Source organism: Ferruginibacter sp., from assembly GCF_031391665.1.
Classification (GTDB): Bacteria; Bacteroidota; Bacteroidia; order Chitinophagales; family Chitinophagaceae; genus Ferruginibacter.
This window is the reverse complement of the sequence record NZ_JANMUN010000272.1, coordinates 11,085-33,800: the sequence shown is the minus strand read 5'-3', so window position 1 is coordinate 33,800 and position 22,716 is coordinate 11,085. Positions and strand designations below refer to the sequence as shown.

The window sequence follows — 22,716 nt, the reverse complement described above, 5'->3', positions numbered from 1 at the left end:
TTGCTTTTTGAAAAACATGTTTATCAAAACTGGTTAACGGGTCTTCTATTTTTGCAGGTACAGTTAACCCGTTGCCTGATGGTTCTTCTATTGCCGGGCCTGGTATATTAGCATTGGCTGTTTTTTCTACCAGCTCTTCGGATAATTCTTTTGCCTGCGGCAAACTTGTTGTGTCGGTTATTTTATCTGCCTGTTTCGTTTGTGGCGGCACAGCTCTTAATGGTGAAATAAATGTTTTTACCGGTGCAGGGTTTGCAGAGGCTATTTTTTTAGCCGTTATATTTTTTGTTACTGCTTTTTTTGCAATTGCTTTTTTAGGGGCCACTTTTTTTGGTGTGGCTTTTTTAGAAGTTGACTTTTTTATGGCTATTTTTTTTACAACGGCCTTTTTTGCAGCCGCTTTTTTAGGCATTACTTTTTTTACTGCTGTATTTTTTTTAATTGCTTTTTTTGGTGTGGCTTTTTTTGGTGTGGCTTTTTTTACTGCGGCAGCTTTTTTCTTTACCGGCACTTTAGCGCCTTTCTTTTTTGCCTGCGATAAACCAATGGCGATAGCTTGTTTGGGATTAGTTACTTTTTTGCCGGTGCTGCCGCTGCGTAGTGTTCCTTTCTCCATACGCTTTATTGCAGATTTTACTCCTTTTTGTGCTGCCTTAGAATATTTTGCCATAATTAATTTTTTAAAACCAGTATGGTTAATTATTAGTTTGTAATTAACTCACCAAAACTGTACCAGTATTAATTGCAACTCAAAAAAATAATATGGAGTTATTATGCATGAATGTTGTTGATAAAATTCCCCTGCATGAGTAAATGCTTGTGTTTTATAATTAAAATATCAATGACTGTTTATTCTTGGGTTGTATATTTTCAATTGCAGCAGCTTTTTTCTTTTCTTTTTTTGTGGAAAAAAAGAAACAAAAAAGCCACCCGAAAAAGATTACATCCCTTTTTCGGGGTGGTTCCCTGATGAGGCTTTTGTGCTACTGTTCTTCAAGATTTATAAATTGAAACAGTTTTAGTTCTTTTATTTTTTTTGCCGGTCGAATTTACTTTTGTTTGAAGATTGTATAAACTTGATAGCCCAAGGCTTAAAAGAAAAAACCCCTCAGTCGGGGTTTTTCAATGGTATTGGTTTGTTTTCATGAGTGCCGGTAAACGGGCTGCCTTTCATTGGATGGATTGGATATTGTAACACAAATATAATTTTAGCTCAGCCAATATTTTATAATAATTAATGGAAAGCTTTGTAGGTTTTGTTCTATGTTAAAAAAAGAAATTGCATAAAAAACCCCCTAATCGGGGTTTTTCATTGGAATTGATTGTTTTCTACAGGGATTAAGACTACGGTTTGGTTTTTTCTTAGGATCTGGTTAATTTTTTCTTGTGTTTCAATTAACGTTTTTTTTAAGAGGATAGATTGGATATGGATAGGTTATTTTTTAAACACAATGCAAATATAGAAAGCTGCTAAAATATTTTTTATAAAATTATGTGCTATTGCTTGTAATAATAAAGCCACATTTATTTTATGCTGCTGCAGTAAGTGTTAAAAAGGCTGGTAAAGAAACCCCGTATCGGGGTTTTTAATCGGAATTGATAGGTGCTTTGCTTTAAGGTTGGGAAAGGTTTAGTTTTCAAAAAAATAATTGACTATTTTTTCTTATGCTTTTAGTATCGCTTTTAAAGGGTTAGCGGTATTATATTGTGGTTGGAGGTATTTGCCGAAAAGGTATAAAAACAAAAAACCCCGTTTCGGGGCTTTTCATTGGAATTGATTTGTTAGTTTTCTTTAAGGTTGGGGATTACGGTCAATATAGTTTTCAAAGGATTTAGGTTCTATAATTGCTTTTGCATATTATACCACAAATTTAAAGCGCTGCTTTTTTAATTTTGTGGCCACATAAAGTAATGTGGTGTAGATATTTATCTACAAAATTAAAACTCCATTTAAGGTATTGCTACGGCATATTTAAAAAAAATGCTCATCTTTAAAATATAATCATTCGTCATTCGTCTGCATGTATAACAATGGAAGATGCAATGACCATAGCAATACCAATGGCTGCTGAACGCAACAAAAATATTACCAATACTATTAAGGCTATAAGTAACCGCCTGTTTGGGTTTATTAAGCAGCGGGTAAGCAGTAATGAAGATGCAGAAGATATTTTGCAGGATGTTTTTTACCAGTTTGCCGGCAATACCGAACCAATAGAGCAGGCAACGGCCTGGCTGTACAAAGTGGCCCGAAATAAAATTACCGACAGCTACCGCAAAAAAAAATTACCCCTTGCCGATGATATTTTAAGCAATGGTGAAACCGAAGACGACAGCTTTAACTGGAAGGAAATAATGTTTAGCGATGCTACTACCCCCGAAACGGAATACCTGCGTAATATTTTTTGGGAAGAACTTAAAGCGGCACTGGACGAACTGCCGGCAGAGCAACGGGAAGTTTTTATACAAAACGAAATTGATGGCATTGCTTTTAAAGATATAGCGGCGGCAGGCGGAGAAAGTGTGGCCACACTCATCAGCCGTAAGCGTTATGCAGTATTGCATTTAAGAAACCGGTTGAGTGTTTTAAAAGATGAATTATTAAATTATGGATGATTCCACCTGGGCACGGAAGCACAGAAAAATACATCTGTAGTGTTTTCGTAAAAATATCAGGACAAAAAATTGTAAATAAAATTATTAAAGCATGTTACAAAGACAAGAAAGCGCTAAATAAAAAAAGGATAAAAACCTCTGTGCTTCTTTGCGGCTGTGGCTAACAAAAATAAAAAAGATGAAAAAATTATGGATTAAAAAAGGGTTGATGATATTAATTTTTGGCACCCTTGCTGTATTAGTATTTGGCTTTGTGGTAATGAGTTTGTGGAATAATATTTTACCTGCAGTAATTGGTGTAAAAACAATAACATTTTTACAGGCCCTGGGTATTTTACTTTTAAGTAAGATATTATTTGGTGGCTTTGGCGGCAGGGGCGGCTGGCGGGGCAGTGCCGCCTGGAAACAAAAAATGAAACAACGTTTTGAGAATATGACACCGGAAGAAAGAGAAAAATTTAAAGCAGAGTGGAAAAATCGTTGTGGTGGCAGATGGGGAAGTTTTGACAGAAAAGATAGTGAAACAAGGGCGGTGGATTAAAAAATTGGTGGCCCTTTTACCATTCACTCATTAAAATCTGCAGTTCACACCAATAAACTTAACTAATTAAGCGCTGGCATTATATCTTACAAAAGTTTACAGTTTTTTAAATACTTTATCCCTGTTTAATAATAATCAACCAACCGATTTGTTATGAATACGTTTCAAACTAACTATTTTACCGCAGTGCCTGCAGCAGCAGGCAGTAAAAACAATATTGAAATTCTTGTTTTTAAAACTAACCTTACCGATGCCAAGCGTATTGAAGATGTGGAATCATTATTAGATGTTCATCCGCATATTATAAAATGGAATGTAGATTTAGATGACTGCGATAAGGTGCTGCGTATTGTAAGCCGCAATATTGCGGGGGCAGAAATAGAAAATATTTTGCTGAATGCAGGATATTATTGTGAGGAGTTATTTTAATTATTTTAAAAACATTCCACACTCCAGGTGCGTTGCCAGTTTTCGTTTGCAGGCAGTACATTTATTCCTTCTTTATCTTTAAACTGCTGATTAATATTAATACCATCGGCAATGCCACACCAGGGTTCTAAACAAACAAAAGGCGCATCTTTAGCTGCCCATATCCCAAAAAAAGGAAAATCATTAAATGTAAAACGCAATCCATGATCATGCTTATTACAGCCGAGTGTAATTGTATTGCTTTGCATATTTTTTAAAACAATAGCATCCTCGTAAAACAATGCTTCGTTCAATAAAAGTTTATTATTTTCTACAGGTAAAACTTCAGTAACTGCAGATACCAATCCGTCAGCCAGTTTCCAGCGCTGCAATATTTCTGCAGCGTTAAACTGTAAATAATAATCGGTGTAAATAGTATCGTTAGTTAATGGTACAGCAAATGCCGGATGTGCCCCAACAGAAAAAAGCAAGTCTTCTTTACCGCTGTTATATACTTCGTAAGTGCAGCTAATGGCTGCTGCATTTAATTTGTACCGCAGTTTTAATGTAAATGCAAAAGCATACACTTGCAGCGTTTGCTCATCTTCTGTTACTGTAAATACCGCTTCTGTATCGCTGATTTTTTCTGGCGAAAAAGTTTTATCTCTTGCAAAACCATGCCTGGGTAATTTATAGGCCTTATCGTTAAAATAATACGTATCATTTTTTAATCCTCCGACAATGGGAAATAAGACAGGGCTGTGCTTAGGCCATGCTGCAGCGCCATCCCACATGTACTCTAAATTATTTTGTTTATTTATTAAACTTTGCAGTTCGGCACCTTTGGATGCAATTACTGCACGGAGGTTTTTATTTTCTAAAATAATCATCCTGCAAAATAAATTATTGCCCGCTGATTTCGCAGATTACGCAGAAGAAATTTGGCTATGGGCTATAATGTTCTGAAAGGGATAACTTGTTCCACCAGTTCCAATCTTTTTACTATGGTATTTTTTGTAAGTAATGTTCCGGGAGATAAAACAGCATTAGCGCCAATTTTACAGTTATCCCCTGCTAATGCACCAAACTTGTTTGTATTGGTTTTTATTATTGTTCCATTATATAATACTTCAATTTGCTTATCTGCTCTTTCGTTGTAATGATTTGCGGTAACTGCACCTGCTTCAAAATTTACATTGCTGCCAATAATACTGTTACCAATAAAATTAAAATGGGCTATGGCGCTTTCGTTAAAAATTATACTGCTTTTTATTTCGCAACCGGTTCCAATTGTAACACCGTCTGCTAAAAATATTCCACCTCTTAAGTAAGCGTTGGCACCAATAAAACAATTGGTACCAATTATTGCTGGTGATTTTAAAATTGCCCCTGCTTCTATTACCGCAGTTTTATGTACAGCAATGTTATTCTCTATCTTAAAATCAGCATTACAATTTTTAAGGAACTCAATTATTGTTTCGGGCAGTTCGTTAATTATTTCCCATGGCTGTTGATGCTGCTTAAAATATTTAGAGAAGGATTTAATATAATCTTCTATTACAATCATTTTTCGTAAAATTCTATGGGTAAATCATCGGGGTCAGCAATAAAAGTAAATTTTTTTTTGGTGAATTCATCAATTCTTACCAGCTCTGCAATAATATTATGTTTACTTAATTCAACAACGGTGTCATCAATACTATCCACTTCAAAAGCAATATGGCGTAAGCCTGCAGCTTCGGGCCTGGATGGCCTTGTCGGTGTATTTGGAAATGAAAATAATTCAATTACATATTTTCCGTTTAAGGATAAATCAAGTTTATAAGAATCTCTTTCTTTACGGTAAACTTCCTGCTTAATGGTAAAACCCAATACTTTGGTGTAAAAGTTTTTGGACACTTCATAATTTTTACAAATTATGGCGATATGATGTACATGGTTTAGTTTTAACAAGGCCCTGTTTTTATTATTTGATAATTTACATATTTCTCCTGTACTGCCCTCCAACTGAATACAACGCATTTGTAATTTGCCCCAGGCTGCAATACTTAACCGTTTCCATTAACTCGGCAAATAAATTACCGTTGTTAACAGCAACTTTTTGTAAACGTTGCAGCATTTCAGCACTTTTATCTTTATGTCTTTCTTTAAAAGATTGCAATGTTGATATTTGAAATTCTTTTTCTTCTGTTGTGCTGCGTATTACTTCTGTTGGTAAAATAGTAGGGCTGCCATTTTTATTTAAAAAAGTATTTACACCAACAATAGGATATTCGCCGGTGTGTTTTAATGTTTCGTAATACAAACTTTCTTCCTGTATTTTATTGCGCTGGTACATTCTTTCCATGGCGCCTAATACACCGCCACGTTCGGTAATGCGGTTAAATTCTTCCAGCACTGCAGCTTCTACCAAATCGGTTAATTCTTCTATTAAAAAAGCGCCCTGGTTGGGGTTTTCGTTTTTTGCTGTACCCAGTTCTCTGTTAATAATTAACTGAATGGCCATGGCACGGCGTACACTTTCTTCGGTGGGTGTAGTAATAGCCTCATCGTAGGCGTTAGTATGTAAACTGTTGCAGTTATCGTAAATGGCATACAATGCCTGCAGCGTTGTTCTGATATCATTAAAATCAATTTCCTGCGCATGCAAACTTCTGCCGCTGGTTTGTATATGGTATTTTAATTTTTGGCTGCGGTCGTTGGCTTTATATTTATATTTCATTGCCTTGGCCCAAATTTTCCTGGCCACTCTTCCTATCACACTGTATTCAGGGTCCATTCCATTACTAAAAAAGAAAGATAAGTTGGGTGCAAAATCATCGATGTTCATACCACGGCTTAAATAATATTCTACATAAGTAAAACCATTAGATAAAGTGAATGCTAATTGCGTAATAGGATTAGCACCTGCCTCTGCAATATGATAACCGCTGATGCTTACACTATAAAAATTCTGCACTTTATTCGTAATAAAATATTCCTGCACATCTCCCATTAATTTTAATGCAAACTCTGTAGAAAATATACAGGTGTTTTGTGCCTGGTCTTCTTTTAAAATATCGGCCTGCACTGTTCCTCTTACAGTTGCTAATGCTTTTGCTTTTATTTTTTCATACACGTCAGCCGGCAAAACGTCCTGGCCGCTTAAGCCTAATAAACGTAAGCCAAGGCCATCATTACCTGAGGGAAGCCCAGCCTCCCCTAAATCCCCTCCTGAAGAGGGGAATTTAGACCCTGATGATTTAGGAAGTTTTGTATGATGCACCGGTTTGCCATCTACGCCTAAATACTTTGGTAATTTTTCAATGTCAAATTTTGATTCAATCAGTTTATTTACATCTCCCCGTAAATTATTTTCAATAATATATTTTTCACATTGCTGATCTATTGCGGCATTCATAAAAAATGCCAGCAGCATTGGTGCCGGGCCGTTAATGGTCATGCTTACCGATGTTTTTGCATCGCATAAATCAAAACCACTGTATAATTTTTTGGCATCATCAACCGTGGCAATACTTACACCGCTGTTACCCACTTTGCCATAAATATCAGGCCGGTGACCAGGATCTTCGCCATACAATGTAACACTGTCAAATGCTGTTGATAATCTTTTTGCCGGTTGCCCTAAACTCACATAATGAAAACGCCTGTTGGTTCTTTCGGGTCCGCCTTCGCCGGCAAACATTCTTGTAGGGTCTTCGCCTTCTCTTTTTAATGGAAACACTCCGGCGGTATAAGGAAATTCTCCCGGTACATTTTCCTGCAACTGCCATTTTAAAATATCGCCCCAGTCTTTGTATTTGGGTAAATACACTTTACTTATTTTGGTACCGCTTAAAGATTTGTACGTTAGGTCCTGTTTTATTTTTTTCCCTCTTACATCAAATTCAAAAAAATCGCCTTCGTATTGTTTTTGCAATACTGCCCATTGCTCCAATAGTTTTTTTACATCGGGGTGCAGTTTTTCTTTCAGTTCGTTGTATTTATTTTTCAGTTCGTTTGCTGGCATATACTACACTGTTATTTTCTTTTTACAGATTTTATTTTTTTAAGAAAGCGGTTTACCTCATCCTGCAATTGTTTTGCAGAGGGTAATTTATCTTTTAAATTTTTAGGTAACAATTTACTGAATGTATATTCACTTACACCAATGGGATGATTGATACTGGTGAGTGCATAATCCACTTCTATAGTATCTTTTGCGCCGCATAAAATAATTCCTATTGATGGATTATCGTGCTGCTGTCGCAGTTGTTTATTTGCCATATTTAAATAGCCGTTCATTTGCCCTGTATGCGCCATTTCAAATTCTTCCATTTTTAATTCTATTACCACATAACTCCGCAAATACAAATGATAAAAAAGTAAATCGATGAAGTGCTCTTTTTTGCCTGTAACTAATTTTACCTGCCTGCCCACAAATGCAAAGCCTGCACCCAGCTCCATAATAAATTCCTGAATGTGTTTTATAAGCTGTTGCTCCAATTCTCTTTCGTTTACAAATTCTCCCATCTGTGCAAACCTAAAAACATAAGGGTCTTTTAAAATTGAATTAGCAAGGTCGGCCTGTGGCTTAGGTAACGTTAAATGAAAGTTGGAGGCCTTTTTTGTTTTATGCTGTCGTTGGTATAAATCAGTTTCAATTTGATATTGCAATACAGTGCGGCTCCAGTTATTTTCTATTGTTTTATTAACGTACCAAAGACGTTCTTCATTGTCATTTATTTTATCCATTAATAACATATGTTGTCCCCATGGAATGTTGACCAGTACAGGATTGGAGAGATAATATATTTTATTGCTGAATTGGGCAGCAGGCTGCTGCCCAATTAGACTTTTTGATTTTTTTTGTAATTGGGCAGCGGCCCGCTGCCCAATTACGTTTTTATTATTTTTAATTAAAGCAGCCTGCTGCGTAATTAATTTTACCGGCTTTTTTTGCAATTGAGCAACGGCCTGTTGCCCAATTAATAATTCGGGATATACAGCAGCAAATTGCCGCATGTATTTTAAACTTCTTACCGAAAGGCCCTGCATGTCTGGAAACTCCTTTTGCAAATCAACAGACAGTTGTTCAATAATTTTTGCACCCCATCCTTCTGCTTCAGTTTTTTGTATTATTTGTTTACCAATATACCAATACAATATCAGCATATCGGTATTCACCTTTAGTGCAGTTTGTAAACGGCTTTGATGAATGTTAGTTTTTAACTCCACCAACCACTGATTATATTTTTTTACAGGAGTTCTCATTTTTTATCATCCATTATTTTTATTACGCCATCCAACTGATATAATTTAGTAGCAATGGCTGCCTGCTCTTTTACCCAATTGTTATATTCATTTATAGTTTCTGCAATCTCTGCTAAATAACGTACCCGTTTAGGCGGAATAATAGTTGACTGGCTTGCCGTATCTTTTACATGTGCATGATGTTCAATTTCCCCATGAAATTTTACACCGCATTTTGCTGCCACTTTTTCCATCAGCCTTTCAAACAATTCATTTACACCGGCATCGTTAAATTGTGCAGCAATGGTACCAATAATCGGCAGTTCTTCATCCTTAGCCGTCCATAAACTATGGTTGCGTTTGTATTGTTTGCGTACATCATGCAAGGCATCTAATGCGCCGGCTTTATCAAATTTATTTACGCAAACCACATCGGCATAATCCAGCATATTTATTTTTTCCAGTTGCGAAGCGGCGCCATACTCCGGCGTCATCACATACATACTTACATCGCAGTAATCTAAAATACTGGCATCACTTTGCCCCACACCGGCACTTTCTAAAATTATAAAATCATATTTGGCAGCTTTACAAATATCAATCGCTTCCTGTACATATTTGCTTAATGCTTTTTCACTTTCTCTTGTGGCAAGGCTTCGCATGTATGCCCTTGGCGATGAGATCGCATTCATTCTTATTCTGTCTCCCAGTAAAGCGCCGCCAGTTTTTTTCTTGCTTGGATCAACAGAAATTACGGCGATGGTTTTATCGGTATAATTATTTAAAAAACGACGAACGATTTCATCAGTTACAGAAGATTTTCCTGCACCACCCGTTCCGGTAATACCCAACACTGGAATAGTCTTCTCAGTCGTCTGTTGTCCATCGTCAGTCATCTGCACTCCATTCTCTACATTCGTTATTTGTCTTGCAATTTTTCTTACATCATGTATTTCACCAAGCGTCATAGCATTTTTATAATTGCCGTTTCCGCTCAATTCAAAATCGCACTGAATAATTACATCTTCAATCATTCCTTCCAACCCCATTCTTCTGCCATCATCAGGGCTGTAAATTTTTGTAATGCCGTAATTATGCAACTCTTCAATTTCAGATGGAAGAATAGTTCCGCCACCACCACCAAAAATTTTTATGTGGCCACAACCATTTTGCTCCAGCAAATCTTTCATGTATTTAAAAAACTCTACATGTCCGCCCTGGTAACTGGTAATGGCAATGCCCTGCACATCTTCTTCAATGGCGCACTCCACAATTTCAAGCACACTTCTATTGTGGCCCAAATGAATAATTTCGGCACCCTTGGCCTGCATAATGCGGCGCATAATATTTATGGCAGCGTCATGGCCATCAAATAAACTGGCAGCGGTTACAATTCTAACTTTATTTTTTAATATAAGACTCATAAAATATTAGCCCCACTTATCCTCCCCCAAGGGAAGGGAAATGGAGAAGATTGTTTGGAAGATTATGTTTTATATTTTTAAAACAGGTTCTGTTACTCTATTATATTTAAATCTATTTTATTGCTCTTCTTCGCTTCTTGCTTCTCCATTTCCTCACCTTTCAGGGGAGATAGAGGGGGCTGCAAATTTACCCATAAAACATCTTACAAAAATAACAAGCGTTAGTTTTTAGATGAATGTTTGTTTAAAGTAAAAAGTTTTGGTAAATCAAGCAATAAAGCGGCAGAAAAATTAAATGCCCTGTAATCTACAAAAAGGCGGCTCATTAAAACTGACATGCCCGTTTGAAACTCCAGCTGAACACCGGGTAATTTTTTAAACCCAAATGTGTTTACAATTGAAGGCTCCCAAAAAAATCTTGGCCTGTAAGAAAGGCTGTCTAATTTATAATTATCTAATTCCGTGGCAGAATAATCAGTAGTAATATTTTTAAAATAAATTGTACTAAACCTGGATGAAAGGGAAGCAGCAAAACTCTTTTTACCTCTTATCATTAATGCTGGCTGTATAAATATTTTGGTAATATTCATAGTGTGATAGCGGTTTCGGTACACATTACTTTGATCTTTACCATTATCGGTAAAGCTAAAATTACCAAAGCCAATGCCTGCAAAAATTTGCACTGCCGCTTTCTTATTATCATTTAGCGTTTTAAAATACCCGGTACCAATTTCAGTAAGGTTTCGTTTATAATTAATAACAGTACTGTCCAGCACATTACTGTCAAAATCGCCGGCATTTCTTTCTTTACGGTTAAAATAATTTACCTGTATTGCCCAGTGGTTGGTAAACGCATACGCCGCCTGTACATCGTAGCCACGGGCTTTTCCTTTAGTGGATACATTTTCTTTTACCCTGTTATCTGCAAAATTTACGGAGTAATTAAATGCCAGTTTACTATCGCCTTTTTTTGTAAGCACCGGTACATTATGTGCAGATGGGCTGTAGGCATACCGTGGTGTATAGCACGAAGAAAGCAATTGACAAAATACAATTGATAATAAAAACAGGTATGCAGTTTTATTTTTCAATCAACTCATTTTAAAAGTGAGTGCGGCAAAATCTTCAATACTTAGCGCTTCGGCACGTTTAGTAAAAATTTCGTGTTGCAGTTCTTCGGCAGTAAATAAACTTTTTACAGCATTGCGTAATGTTTTTCTTCTTTGGTTAAAAGCGGTTTTTACCAATACCCAATAAGCCCTGTCGCTTTTAACTTTTAATGGTTCAGCTCTTCTTATTAATTTTATTACACCGCTCTGCACTTTTGGTGGCGGGTTAAAACATTCGTTGCCTACATCAAATAAATATTCTACATTATAATAAGCCTGTACCAAAACACTTAAAACACCATATACTTTACTGCCTTCTTTGCTGGCTGCCCTTTGCGCCACCTCTTTTTGAAACATGCCAATTACACAAGGCACTTCATCTTTCCATTCTAATATTTTAAAAAGTATTTGTGTTGATATGTTGTAAGGGAAATTTCCAATTACGGTAAACGGTTCGTCAAAAGGTTTATCAATATCTAAAAAACTTTTATGAATAATTTTATCTTTTAACAGGGGATATTTTTGAAGCAGGTAATCTACTTTTTCCTCATCTAATTCTACTGCTTTAAAATTAACACCCGGCAGGTTAATTAAATGCTTAGTTAATGCGCCTGCACCGGGGCCAACTTCCAGCAAATTGGTAAAGGATTCTTTTTTTACAGCATCGATTATTTTTTGAATAATAATTTCATCTTTTAAAAAATGCTGCCCCAATGATTTTTTTAATGTGTACATTAAAACAAAAGTAGCATTTAATAACCTGATGTGGCTTACAAGGTGGTAATAAAAAATGCCCCGAAAAATTTCGGGGCATAAGCTTTTACTATCAGTATAAATTAAACCTTATTTTGTTAATATAAATTTTTGATTAACCAGTTCGTTATTTACAAACAGCATTACTGTATATATTCCTGCGGCATATTTAGCAAGCCCATACAATTGCGTAGTGTTGTAACCTTTGGCAGCTTTTTGCTTTTGCACCATTACTGTTTTGCCGGTATAATCAACTAAACTTATCATTACTTCCGATTCCTTCTCAACAAAGAATTTTATTGAAACATACTCTTTAGCAGGGTTTGGTGCAATACTTACAGCTATTTTATTTGGATTTAACCGTACCACTAATATGTTGCTGTATTTTACTCCGCCTGTTATTGCAATTACTTTAAGCCTGTAAAAAATAATATCGCTGTTGATGCCATCAATATTGTTGATATAATTAAACCCTTGCTGCTCATTTAATTTTACTGCATCGGTTACTGTTCCAACATGGGTATAATTGATATTATCAACGCTTCTTTCAATTTCAAAGCGATCTACATCAATCCCTGTTAGTACACTCCAGTTAAGTACTACCTGATTATTTTGCGGTATGCCTGCAAAACTGAGGAACTCAACGGGAAGTACCATACCTACAAAACGCCAATCCCTGTCTATTTGACCAGGCGTTTTCTTTTGAACCGGCGCTCTTGTTCCGGGCATAACATCCCCAATTAAACTACCCCCATTACCCATTCTGTAAGATGTGCCTTTAATATTAAGTACAGAATTTAAAGAGTCGAAGCGGTTATCTAAACCATCGCCATCTGTATCAGCTCCTGTTAAAGTAACCAGGTCGTCTAAATAGCCATTAAGGTTATAATCATTACCCTCTATTATATCAGGTTGTCCATCCGCATCGGTATCTAAATCTTTATAATCGGGTATGCCATCGCCATCATGATCGTAAACGAATATGCCGGAACCACCAAAGCCGGCAACATTATCGTAAGTATTTACCAGTCCATCGCCATCTGTATCTGTTATAACCGGCAGTAAATATCCAACAGTTGACATGCCTTCTATGTTATCACAAATACCATCATCATCTGCATCAATATCTAAATAATCGGGGTTACCACTACCATCAGTATTTATAAGAATTAATGAACCCATTGCCGAAACTGAAACAGACCAACCATTATTCGCAATCAGGCCATCCACAATACCGTTAAAGTTAGCATCCGGTAAACCGGCTTCTATCACATCAAGTATGCCGTCGCAATCGCTATCTATATCATATGCGTTGGGCCTGAAATCTCTGTCTAAATTTTTATTAGGATAATTATCTGCTCTTCCATCTACAGGCAAAAGATCGACACCGGTTTTTAAAAGCCCGGTTATATTAACATCGTTATCACTTATACCATCGCTGTTGGCATCTGTAAATCCGTCAATAACACCATTATTGTTGGTATCTGTACCCATAATTTCCATTACATCAGGAATGCCATCGTTATCGCTATCGGTATCTAAATAATTGGGGATAGCGTCTGTATCAAAATTCTGTGGCCCAAGGCCCACATTAGATCCGTTTACACCTGTATTATTGGCATCAACATTTTGAGAAAAGCCATCATTATCTGTATCAATATAATTATCAATAATACCATCACCATTAGTATCCACTCCGTAAGATTCCACCACATCCGGAATAGCATCATTATCACTATCCAGGTCGTACTGGTTGGGGATACCGTCTTTATCTTTATCTGCATTATCGTTTACACCGTCTCCGTTAGTATCAACAAAACCAGGGAAACCGGTATCGTAAAAATTAGGAATACCATCATTATCCGAATCTGCACCGTAATCAAAATTATCATTTACATTATCAAAATTATTATCCACATAACCCGGGTATGCTGCGTCATTCCAGTTAGGAATACCGTTACCGTTAGCATCAAGTAAAGAAAGCGGATTATTAAATTCAACATAATCGGGAATACCATCGTTATCATCATCAATATCCGGGCAACCTGTTATTATTACTGCAATTCTTGCTGTGTCGGAACAGCCTGCACCATTGGAGAAATAGGCCCAGTAAATTCCTGTAGCGGTTACCGGGTTATATTGATTATAAATATTAGCAGGTATAAAAGGTTTTGCAGAATAAAAAGTATAACCTGCATACTTTGCAAAGGGCAGTGTAACAGAAAAATTATTACAGCTGTTTACCAGCACTGTATCCTTTGGCGTAAAACACGGGCCAATAACGGTATTAATTACCGGTCCTTTTACAATACATCCCGATGTACTTACACCACTTGAATCATACAATACCGCAAGTGATGTTTTACCTCTGTAATCAATTCTTGCACTATTTTGTACCGGCCCGATACAGGATAAAATACCGCATGAGGATGCGGTAACCACATCAAACTGAACATTACCACTTACGCCAATACCCACATTACCGCCAGTTACTGCATTAGCACCTGTACCTACTCTAAACACTACCCTGTTATTGGTAACATCATATTCAGCCTGATCATCTAATGATGCGTTAGTTTTTAGTACGCCGTTTATTCTGATACTTCCCGGTAAAAAAGTTGTACCAGCAGGTATATTATCTAGAATAACTGTATTGGTACTCGAATCATTACCCACATTACTGTAATTGATCTGATAGCGCAAAATATCTCCCGGCACCAATGTGCCACCGTTTACATCAGTTGCTGTTTTATCAAAAATAAATGACGGGTTATAAATAGAGATTGAAGTGGTTACGCAATGTAAAAAATAGTTTTCGCTTGGGGAACTGAAGCGGATACTGGCTGATGTTTGAGAATTACCCAATACAGCATTACCTGCATTAGGCACATCAATAAGATCCACATCATAACCCAGTGTATTTAAATGTGCTGGGTTACGTGTAATTACCGAAACCCCTTTATTGGTAATGGTACTGTTCCACATATCATTTAAGTTAGCGGTAGCACTGGGGGTTTGGCTGGTATATGTTCCTATAAGAGGGTTTGAATTCTGTTTAAATGAATATTCATCTGTAGAAACACGGTCGCCATCATAAACTACAGTACCCAGTTCGCAACTAACAGGCCCGGATGGGGGCGTTAAAAATCCTGTTACCGGAATATGCAATGCCGGGTCGCCACCATTCATAATTGCAGAGCCGTCAAAAACTGTTAAATTTCTTGGCTGTAAACTAGGGTTTGAATAAGCCACTACAATGGCCCAGCCTCCTGAACCATTAATAATACCTAATGGCCCCACCACATCGCCAATGGTGTAAGTACCATTGGGGTTTGTAGTGTTTATTAATGAAGTAATATCTATAAAACAACGGTAACCTGTATGCGGTAAACCTGTTACTAGTGTTCCATCATGATAATCTGTTTGAGTAGATGTAAGTGTGGTGTAAGTTGCTGCGCCGGGTATTTTAATTTTTACATTTGTTTCTCCAACTCTCCATGTAACATTCGTTCCGTTTGTACCCTGCGATGCACCCCAGTATAAACCTGCAAATAAAACCTGCGAACAACTGGGAAGATTAAGATCGGCACTGGTGGAACTAAAAGTTCCATTATTATTTATACCCAGTACCTGCATATCAAAAGACATGTTGTTTGATGTGTTGGTACGCAAATGCACTTCTACTGCAATGGTATTATTACCAGCAGTAAAAAAAGCAGGACTTAAATTAAAAGTAAAATTTTCTGCAGCACCAACAGCAATATCTGCTGATGCAAGCGTGGCAAAAGCAGGTACACCTGCAGGCATATTATCTCTTGCTCTTTCTACTCCATTTATATAAATAACAATTCCATCATTTCGCTGCACATTTAATTGTATACTTTGAAAAGTGGTGCTTAATTCTGCGGCTGTAAAGTTTACTGTATTTCTAAAATAATAAGCGGTGTATTTAACTACTGCACCAGGTGTGCAGCTTGTTGCTGCGGCACTGCTTTTTAAGCAGGTTGCCTGGCCTGAATTATAGCCGTATTTACCGCCACCTGCTACGGGCAAAGCTCCCACATTCCAGGCTGCAGGCATTATATATGCAGGTTGCTTCCAATCGGTAAGTGCTGGGCTATTTGCCGGTGCTGCCGCTTGAGTATGATAATTCCAGATACTTCCAAAAGGTAACTTAATTGCAGGTGCAGGGTTATCTATATCAATATAAATAGCAGGTTTGCCATTATTAACTGAAGTACCTCCCGGAGGCGCTTCGGTTGTAATACCACCTGTAGAGCTTATGATATTATTTGCAGTATAAACAATGTTTCCTCTTACAGAAGCATTATAATACCTTGGTGTAAAAGGTCGCAGTACCTGTGCATTACTTTCATAAATATAAAAGGCTATTACACCAATTAATGTTAGTACAACTTTTTTCATAAGGATTGGATTTAAAAAAATTCATAGGTCTGGGGTTATTATAGGGTTTAGATAAAAAGTTTTTAAACCTCTTTTATATATTTTACTGAGCTATTACTTTATTAGTTATTTTTTTGCCACCCGAATTGGTCATTGCTAAAATACAAATATCAATGCACTGGTTTACACCGGCACAATTGAATACATAATTATTAATGAGTATTTTTTTTGTTGCAGATAAATTTTTCATAGTTGGATTTGTTTGGGTTTATGTAAGCAGGGCTTAAACTATAAACTTAAAACGTACTTAAAAATAATACAAATTATTTTTTTATCCTAATGCAACAGCGTAGTTTTTTTTCTAAAAACGAAGTAGATAAACAGCAATATTTTAAATAAAATTTATAATGTGCTGATAAGTTTACAGTTAGGGATAAAGTAATTTTTTGGTATATCAATTTAAAAAAATAGAGTAAAAACCCGTAAACCGGCTGTGAGTTTTGTAGCCCAATTGCAGAGGCTACTATATAAGCAAACTGCCTCTTTTTTCAAAGAGGCAGTTTGCTTATTATTTATTTCTTAGGTAGTATTATCTGCCCAATATTAATTTTTGAGTTACTATTTCGTCATTTGCAAAAATCTGGATAGAGTAAACACCTGCTGTAAATTTAGAAAGACCATTTAACAGAATTGTATTATTACCTCTGTTTACTTTTTGCTTTTGAATAAGTACAGTTTTACCTAAATTATCTAATAACCTGATGATGACTTCTGATTCTTTTGCAACAAAAAACCTCATAGAAACATAATCATTTGCAGGGTTAGGCAGCATACTTACCGGCGTTTTAGTTTGGTTTTTTCGTACAGCCAGCACATTACTGTATTTTATTTCTCCAGCTTTACCAACAACTTTCAGCCTGTAATAAATCACTTCATTATTTAAGCCGCTAATATCATCAGTATAGGCAAAGCTCTGTTGCTCATTTAACTTTACTGCATCTGTTACAATACCTACTTTGGTGTAAGTTGTATTATCCAAACTTCTTTCAATTTCAAAACGTTCTACTTCTTTGGTTGTTATTACACTCCAGCTAAGTAACACTTGTACATTTTGAAGTGAACCTGAAATATTCAGGAATTGTACAGGAAGTACAACACCAACTGAACGCCAGTCTCTGTCTGATTGTGCTACAGTTTTCTTTTGCACAGGTGCTTTCGTGCCGGGTGCAGCATCTCCTGATGTTGAACCACCAGTACCCATATTGTAAGAAGTACCCTTAATATTTGTAACTGAATTTAAAGAATCGAAACGGTTATCTAAACCATCGCCATCGGTATCAAGCCCTGTTAAGGTTACCAAATCATCCGACATGCCATTTAAATTAAAATCGTTTCCTTCTACAATATCTAAAATACCATCACTATCAGTATCAAGATCAAGATAATCGGGAATGCCGTCTCCATCATGGTCATAAACAAATATACCAGAACCTCCAAAACCTGATACGTTATCATAATGATTTACTAATCCATCACCATCGGTATCTGTTGCAGCTATTGGCCGTATATATCCTGCAGTTGACATCCCTTCAATATTATCAGGAATACCATCATCATCTGAGTCTATGTCTAAATAATCTCTATTACCAATACCATCCGTATTTCTTAAATTTAGTGCAGGCATTGCCGATACGGTTGTTGACCAGCCATTAGCACCAATTGCTCCATCAGCGATACCGTCAAGATTGACATCTGGTAAACCTGCTTCTATCACATCTACTATTCCGTCGCCATCACTGTCCATATCATAAGAATTAGGCCTGAAATCTCTGTCTAAATTTTTATTTGGATAGCTGTCCGCTTTTCCATCAGCATTTATATCGGCACCAGTTTGTATTAGTGCTGTGCCATTAATATAACTATCATGCATTCCGTCGTTGTTGGCATCTGTAAAGCCATCAATAATACCATTATTATTTGTATCGGGGCCGCCTGCTTCTACTACATCCGGTATACCATCGTTATCACTATCCAAGTCAAGAAAATTAGCTACAGCATCTCCATCTAAATTTGGCAGGGCTAAACCCAAGCCTGTATTATTTGCACCTGTATTATTAGCATCAACACTTTGTGTTAAACCATCACCGTCTGTATCACTAAAGCTATCAATCCTTCCATCTCCATCTGTATCTGCACCATAAGCTTCTACTACATCTGTTATGCCATCATTATCACTATCAAGATCAAGCATATTAATTTTACCATCTTTATCGGTATCAAACCTATCGTCTATACCGTCTGCGTTAGTATCAATCCGTCCCGGAAAAGTAGGGTCTGAATAATTTGGAATACCATCGTTATCAGCATCCCCATCGGCCTGAAAATTATCATTAATAAAATCGTTATTATTATCTACATACCCTGCATAAGATGGGTCGTAAGCATTAATAACGCCATTACTATTTGCATCAGCAAAAGATGCAGCCATATTACTTTCCACAAAATCAGGAATACCATCTTTATCTTTATCTATATCGCAGGATATAGTAACGGTAACAGGTTGATCAGTTGTTGTGTTACAATCTCCTTCTGCCCTTACATAATAAATAGTAGTAACTAACGGAGTAACACTAATAGTAGTTCCAGTTCCAACTAATGTACCACCCGGGCTTCCTGTGTACCATCTCCAACTGGCACCGGCACCTAAACTTCCACCTACTGCTGATAGTGATACAGATATGCCCGGGCAAATATTATTTTTATTTCTTGATGCACTTGTTGCAGCAACAGACGAAACTTTACCAGGCAATAAAATGCCGGGAGAAATATAACGGCAGTTTGTATTACTTATATTTCCTGTAGCAGCTATGATTACACGATAATATTTACCGGTATCACCCGCTGCTATAGCTGGTATAGTATATGTTGATGAAATGGCTCCAATAATATCTGTCCATGGGCCAGATGCAGATGTACCTACCTGCCATTGATAATCTTTTGTACCCGGCAATGCTGATGGATCACTTAATGATGAATTAAATGTTGTTGAACTTCCAACACATCCTGCACTAACTGCACTTACATTTACTACCGGTAAGGCATCACAATTACCAAATTGAATATCATCAATAGCTATATCATTACCACAACCTCCCGGAGCATCGTTAATAAGTTCCAGAATTATATTAGTATAAGACACAGGCGCAAGAAACTTCAAGCCATATTGCTGCCATACAGTTCCGGGAATACTGGTTGTAGAAACATCTGTAATAATTAAACCTGATACACCGTCTCTCAATCTTATTTTTAATTGTGGATATTTAAATCCACCAAAGGCATTACATTTAGTTTGATAGGTGGCATTACCTACAAAGGCTGCATAAAATGATAACGAGTATTCCTGGTTAGCACAAAGTGAAGATTGAAAAGTACCTCTGTACATTACCTGATTGGCGGCATCGGCATTTACAATTAACATTCTGCCATTGGCATTACCAGTATGATCTGTAAAACTTAAAAAATCGGTTGTGTTTGCATTTTGTACATTATTAGTAATGGTATAGGTTTCTACAGGTATGGGTTGTGTAACACTGCTTGTGTATAAAGTTGTACCAGTTGGAAATAGTACTCCACTGCCAATTACAGGAGCAGGTATTACATTTGTAAGCCCTGTACCAGTTCCAAAATCCTGAGAATACAAAATATTAGTTAACGCTGAGCATGGTGGTGTTTGAGCTGCAACTGAAATAAGTAACGGTGTTGGTTGCCCTTCTCCAATATCATCAGGTTTATCATTTGAATTTAAATCTGGGATACTGCCATTGGTTGATGAATCTCTGAGATTATCACCAAACAAGCCAACACCAGTAACAACAGCCTGGTTATTATAAACAATACCCGGTTGAATATTAGAGATTCTGCAGGTTATTTGCAGGGTTATTGTATTTAGTCCGGGTCTGTTTGATAAGGTTGACCCTGGTGTTAACAAATTAAAATTCCCTAGTGTTCTACCATTATATAATGGGTTTTGAGTAATCCCTGCAGGGGCAATAAAAGATGTAATAGACCCACTGATTGCATTAAAAGGGCCGTTAATTTTATTAAGTGTGTCATACGCCTGTACGCTAGTTACAGGAGTGCCGCCGTAATTTTTTATTACCACTTCATAAACTACATCATAAATTTGAGAACCAACCGGATTTTCAGTTGCAGAAATTAATCTTTTAGCTGCCCCAATTCCTGAAGTTATGTTTGTCATATCTGCAGAAGTAAAAAGGCTTGCAACAGGCCCTGCGCTATAAGTAATGGCGGATTGGGCCCCGGTTAAAATATCAAATTCTTTGTAAGTACTGTTGCAGGCGGTGCTTGATCTAACACTGCCTACTAATTTACCATCCGAGTAAGAAAGACCTACAAGATTACTACCCGTCGGAAAAATAAGCGTATCTATATAAGTAGCAACAAGTGGAATTGCAGTATTGTAATCTTTCCAGTTTACTGTACAATACTTATTATCAAACGCAACAAGCAATTGCCCGCTTGGCGTCATTACCACATCGCCGTTTTGTTTATAAATATATCTTGATCCATAGTTAATTGGTTTTGAAATACCCAGGGTGCCGGTTGTAAAATTCACCTCCTGAAGCTCCATTTTAAAAATACCCACATTTTTAAACCAAATACTACCATTTGCATCATAAGCACGTACAAATTTTGCATCAAAGGCTGTACCATCATAATAACAAATTGCCGGATTGCCGTTTGCAATTATTAAAGAAGCATATTGACCCTGATTACCTGTTGCCTCTCCCGTAAAAGCTGTACCCCATGCGGCACCATTTACATCTGTTGCCCTTACGAACTTTACATCAAAACCAGTACCGTCGTAATAAGCAATGCCGGGGTTACCGTTTACAACTGCCATTGAAGTGTACTGACCCGAGTTGCCGGCAGCTGCAACAATTACACCTGCACCCCATGTGGCACCATTAACATCAGTGGCACGTACATACTTTAAGTCCTGGTTACTTCCGTGATAATAAGAAATGGCAGGGTTGCCATTTACAACTACCAATGAAGTAAATTGTCCTACGGTATTGGTTGCTTCAACAACAACAGGTGCTGCCCATCCTGCACCGTTTGCATCTGAAGATCTTATATATACTAAATCAGCATTGGTAACATCATAATAAGATATTGCAGGATTACCGTTTATTACTGTAAGTGAAGTATGTTGTCCCACATTATTAGCATTTGCAAATGCAACCGGCGCACCCCAAGCTGCTCCATTAGCATCAGCAGCACGTACATATCTTAAGTCTCCATTTGTTACATCGTAATAGGATATTGCAGGATTTCCGTTTATAATTTTTAAAGAAGTAAACTGACCAATATTATTTGTTGCTTCAACTGTTACGGGTGTACCCCATGCCGTTCCGTTGGCATCAGTTGCTCTTACATATTTTAAATCCCCGTTAGTAACATCATAATATGAAATAGCCGGATTACCATTAACAATAATCATCGATGCGTACTGGCCCACATCGCCTGCAGTGCTGACAGAAACAGGTGTTCCCCAGGCCTGACCGCTTGCATCGTTAGAACGTACAAATTTTAAATCTAACCCGGTAGCATCATAATATGCCATTGCGGGAATACCATTAACAACGGCTCCAGAAGTAAACTGACCCACATTACCAGTTGCATCAGTATTAATTGGAGGATAACCTGTAGTATCTACAAAATTAATTTGATAGCCTAAACCCGTTGCCGGATCAAACTCCACACCTGCTACAAACTGATTGGTAAATGTTCTGAAAACAGGAGCGCTTGCAACAGGGCAGGTATTGGGTAACCATCTAAAAGTATAAGATGAAAATATCCCAGCTGTACTCCTGATTTGAGTAAAATAAAGATTGCCATCAAAAGGGCTAAAAGAAATAGTGGCTAAATTATCGCTAAAACCCGGAAATGCCAATGAGGGCTTACAATTTGAGCGGTGTGTAATAACATTTGAAGTAGAGTTATAATCAAAATACTTTACCGAATCACTTGATGAACTATTACAAGGATTACCGATACCGATAGGTATTGCAACAGTAGCTTTTTGAGCACTTGCCGTGGTAAAGCTGGCAATTAAACTTACAAAGCAAATTACTCTGCCAAGGGTTTTCAATGATAAGGTGTAAAAATTTTTCATTGTACGGGATTTATTTTTATTCTAACTCAA

The 22,716-nt window shown here is 37.0% G+C and carries 15 protein-coding genes; 3 read left to right on the top strand and 12 right to left on the bottom strand.

What is annotated here, in order from left to right; translation table 11 throughout:
- Positions 1-670, bottom strand: a 670-nt coding sequence (locus ACY651_RS21035) for a DUF6496 domain-containing protein (RefSeq protein WP_462255490.1), incomplete at its 3' end; no start/stop codon positions are given.
- A 1,361-nt stretch (positions 671-2,031) separates the two neighbouring features.
- On the opposite strand from ACY651_RS21035, the gene ACY651_RS21030 reads away from it, so the two are divergent.
- The 3 genes from ACY651_RS21030 to ACY651_RS21020 all read left to right on the top strand — a co-directional run bounded on the left by ACY651_RS21030 (position 2,032) and on the right by ACY651_RS21020 (position 3,586).
- Complete coding sequence (locus ACY651_RS21030; RefSeq protein WP_462255489.1) at positions 2,032-2,616, top strand: RNA polymerase sigma factor; 585 nt, start codon at positions 2,032-2,034, stop codon at positions 2,614-2,616.
- Between the two features lie 178 nt (positions 2,617-2,794).
- The gene (locus tag ACY651_RS21025; protein WP_462255488.1) at positions 2,795-3,157 is read left to right on the top strand and encodes a hypothetical protein; all 363 of its coding nucleotides are present in this window, start codon (positions 2,795-2,797) and stop codon (positions 3,155-3,157) included.
- 153 nt (positions 3,158-3,310) lie between these two features.
- Complete coding sequence (locus tag ACY651_RS21020; protein WP_462255487.1) at positions 3,311-3,586, top strand: hypothetical protein; 276 nt, start codon at positions 3,311-3,313, stop codon at positions 3,584-3,586.
- Positions 3,587-3,591: 5 nt separating this feature from the next.
- On the opposite strand, the gene ACY651_RS21015 is transcribed toward ACY651_RS21020, so the two are convergent.
- The 11 genes from ACY651_RS21015 to ACY651_RS20965 all read right to left on the bottom strand — a co-directional run bounded on the left by ACY651_RS21015 (position 3,592) and on the right by ACY651_RS20965 (position 22,686).
- A complete protein-coding gene (locus tag ACY651_RS21015; protein ID WP_462255486.1) occupies positions 3,592-4,455 on the bottom strand; it encodes an aldose 1-epimerase family protein in 864 nt (287 codons plus the stop codon).
- A gap of 62 nt (positions 4,456-4,517) precedes the next feature.
- The gene (locus tag ACY651_RS21010; protein WP_462255485.1) at positions 4,518-5,132 is read right to left on the bottom strand and encodes a DapH/DapD/GlmU-related protein; all 615 of its coding nucleotides are present in this window, start codon (positions 5,130-5,132) and stop codon (positions 4,518-4,520) included.
- Entirely contained in the window at positions 5,129-5,518 is a 390-nt protein-coding gene (gloA2, locus tag ACY651_RS21005; protein WP_462255484.1) for an SMU1112c/YaeR family gloxylase I-like metalloprotein, read from the bottom strand. The genes ACY651_RS21010 and gloA2 overlap by 4 nt, the downstream gene beginning before the upstream one ends.
- A gap of 25 nt (positions 5,519-5,543) precedes the next feature.
- The gene (locus tag ACY651_RS21000; RefSeq protein WP_462255483.1) at positions 5,544-7,574 is read right to left on the bottom strand and encodes a methylmalonyl-CoA mutase family protein; all 2,031 of its coding nucleotides are present in this window, start codon (positions 7,572-7,574) and stop codon (positions 5,544-5,546) included.
- 11 nt (positions 7,575-7,585) lie between these two features.
- Positions 7,586-8,818, bottom strand: a complete 1,233-nt coding sequence (locus ACY651_RS20995) for a PDDEXK nuclease domain-containing protein (protein ID WP_462255482.1) — start codon at positions 8,816-8,818, stop codon at positions 7,586-7,588.
- The gene (locus ACY651_RS20990) at positions 8,815-10,221 is read right to left on the bottom strand and encodes a cobalamin-dependent protein (protein WP_462255481.1); all 1,407 of its coding nucleotides are present in this window, start codon (positions 10,219-10,221) and stop codon (positions 8,815-8,817) included. Before ACY651_RS20990 ends, ACY651_RS20995 begins: the two co-directional genes overlap by 4 nt.
- A gap of 221 nt (positions 10,222-10,442) precedes the next feature.
- A complete protein-coding gene (locus ACY651_RS20985; protein ID WP_462255480.1) occupies positions 10,443-11,312 on the bottom strand; it encodes a hypothetical protein in 870 nt (289 codons plus the stop codon).
- Positions 11,313-12,065: a 16S rRNA (adenine(1518)-N(6)/adenine(1519)-N(6))-dimethyltransferase RsmA gene (rsmA, locus tag ACY651_RS20980; RefSeq protein WP_462255479.1), complete on the bottom strand. Its 753-nt coding sequence runs from the start codon at positions 12,063-12,065 to the stop codon at positions 11,313-11,315. It lies immediately after the preceding gene.
- A 108-nt stretch (positions 12,066-12,173) separates the two neighbouring features.
- Positions 12,174-16,508, bottom strand: a complete 4,335-nt coding sequence (locus tag ACY651_RS20975) for a T9SS type A sorting domain-containing protein (protein WP_462255478.1) — start codon at positions 16,506-16,508, stop codon at positions 12,174-12,176.
- A gap of 82 nt (positions 16,509-16,590) precedes the next feature.
- The gene (locus ACY651_RS20970) at positions 16,591-16,737 is read right to left on the bottom strand and encodes a hypothetical protein (RefSeq protein WP_462255477.1); all 147 of its coding nucleotides are present in this window, start codon (positions 16,735-16,737) and stop codon (positions 16,591-16,593) included.
- Between the two features lie 339 nt (positions 16,738-17,076).
- Complete coding sequence (locus tag ACY651_RS20965; protein ID WP_462255476.1) at positions 17,077-22,686, bottom strand: Ig-like domain-containing protein; 5,610 nt, start codon at positions 22,684-22,686, stop codon at positions 17,077-17,079.
- Between the last annotated feature and the right edge of the window lie 30 nt (positions 22,687-22,716).

Coding starts and splice junctions, on each gene's coding strand:
- ACY651_RS21030 (WP_462255489.1), top strand. CDS start 2,032: ATGGAAGATGCAATGACCATAGCAATACCAATGGCTGCTGAACGCAAC.
- ACY651_RS21025 (WP_462255488.1), top strand. CDS start 2,795: ATGAAAAAATTATGGATTAAAAAAGGGTTGATGATATTAATTTTTGGC.
- ACY651_RS21020 (WP_462255487.1), top strand. CDS start 3,311: ATGAATACGTTTCAAACTAACTATTTTACCGCAGTGCCTGCAGCAGCA.
- ACY651_RS21015 (WP_462255486.1), bottom strand. CDS start 4,455: ATGATTATTTTAGAAAATAAAAACCTCCGTGCAGTAATTGCATCCAAA.
- ACY651_RS21010 (WP_462255485.1), bottom strand. CDS start 5,132: ATGATTGTAATAGAAGATTATATTAAATCCTTCTCTAAATATTTTAAG.
- ACY651_RS21000 (WP_462255483.1), bottom strand. CDS start 7,574: ATGCCAGCAAACGAACTGAAAAATAAATACAACGAACTGAAAGAAAAA.
- ACY651_RS20995 (WP_462255482.1), bottom strand. CDS start 8,818: ATGAGAACTCCTGTAAAAAAATATAATCAGTGGTTGGTGGAGTTAAAA.
- ACY651_RS20990 (WP_462255481.1), bottom strand. CDS start 10,221: ATGAGTCTTATATTAAAAAATAAAGTTAGAATTGTAACCGCTGCCAGT.
- rsmA (WP_462255479.1), bottom strand. CDS start 12,065: ATGTACACATTAAAAAAATCATTGGGGCAGCATTTTTTAAAAGATGAA.
- ACY651_RS20975 (WP_462255478.1), bottom strand. CDS start 16,508: ATGAAAAAAGTTGTACTAACATTAATTGGTGTAATAGCCTTTTATATT.
- ACY651_RS20970 (WP_462255477.1), bottom strand. CDS start 16,737: ATGAAAAATTTATCTGCAACAAAAAAAATACTCATTAATAATTATGTA.
- ACY651_RS20965 (WP_462255476.1), bottom strand. CDS start 22,686: ATGAAAAATTTTTACACCTTATCATTGAAAACCCTTGGCAGAGTAATT.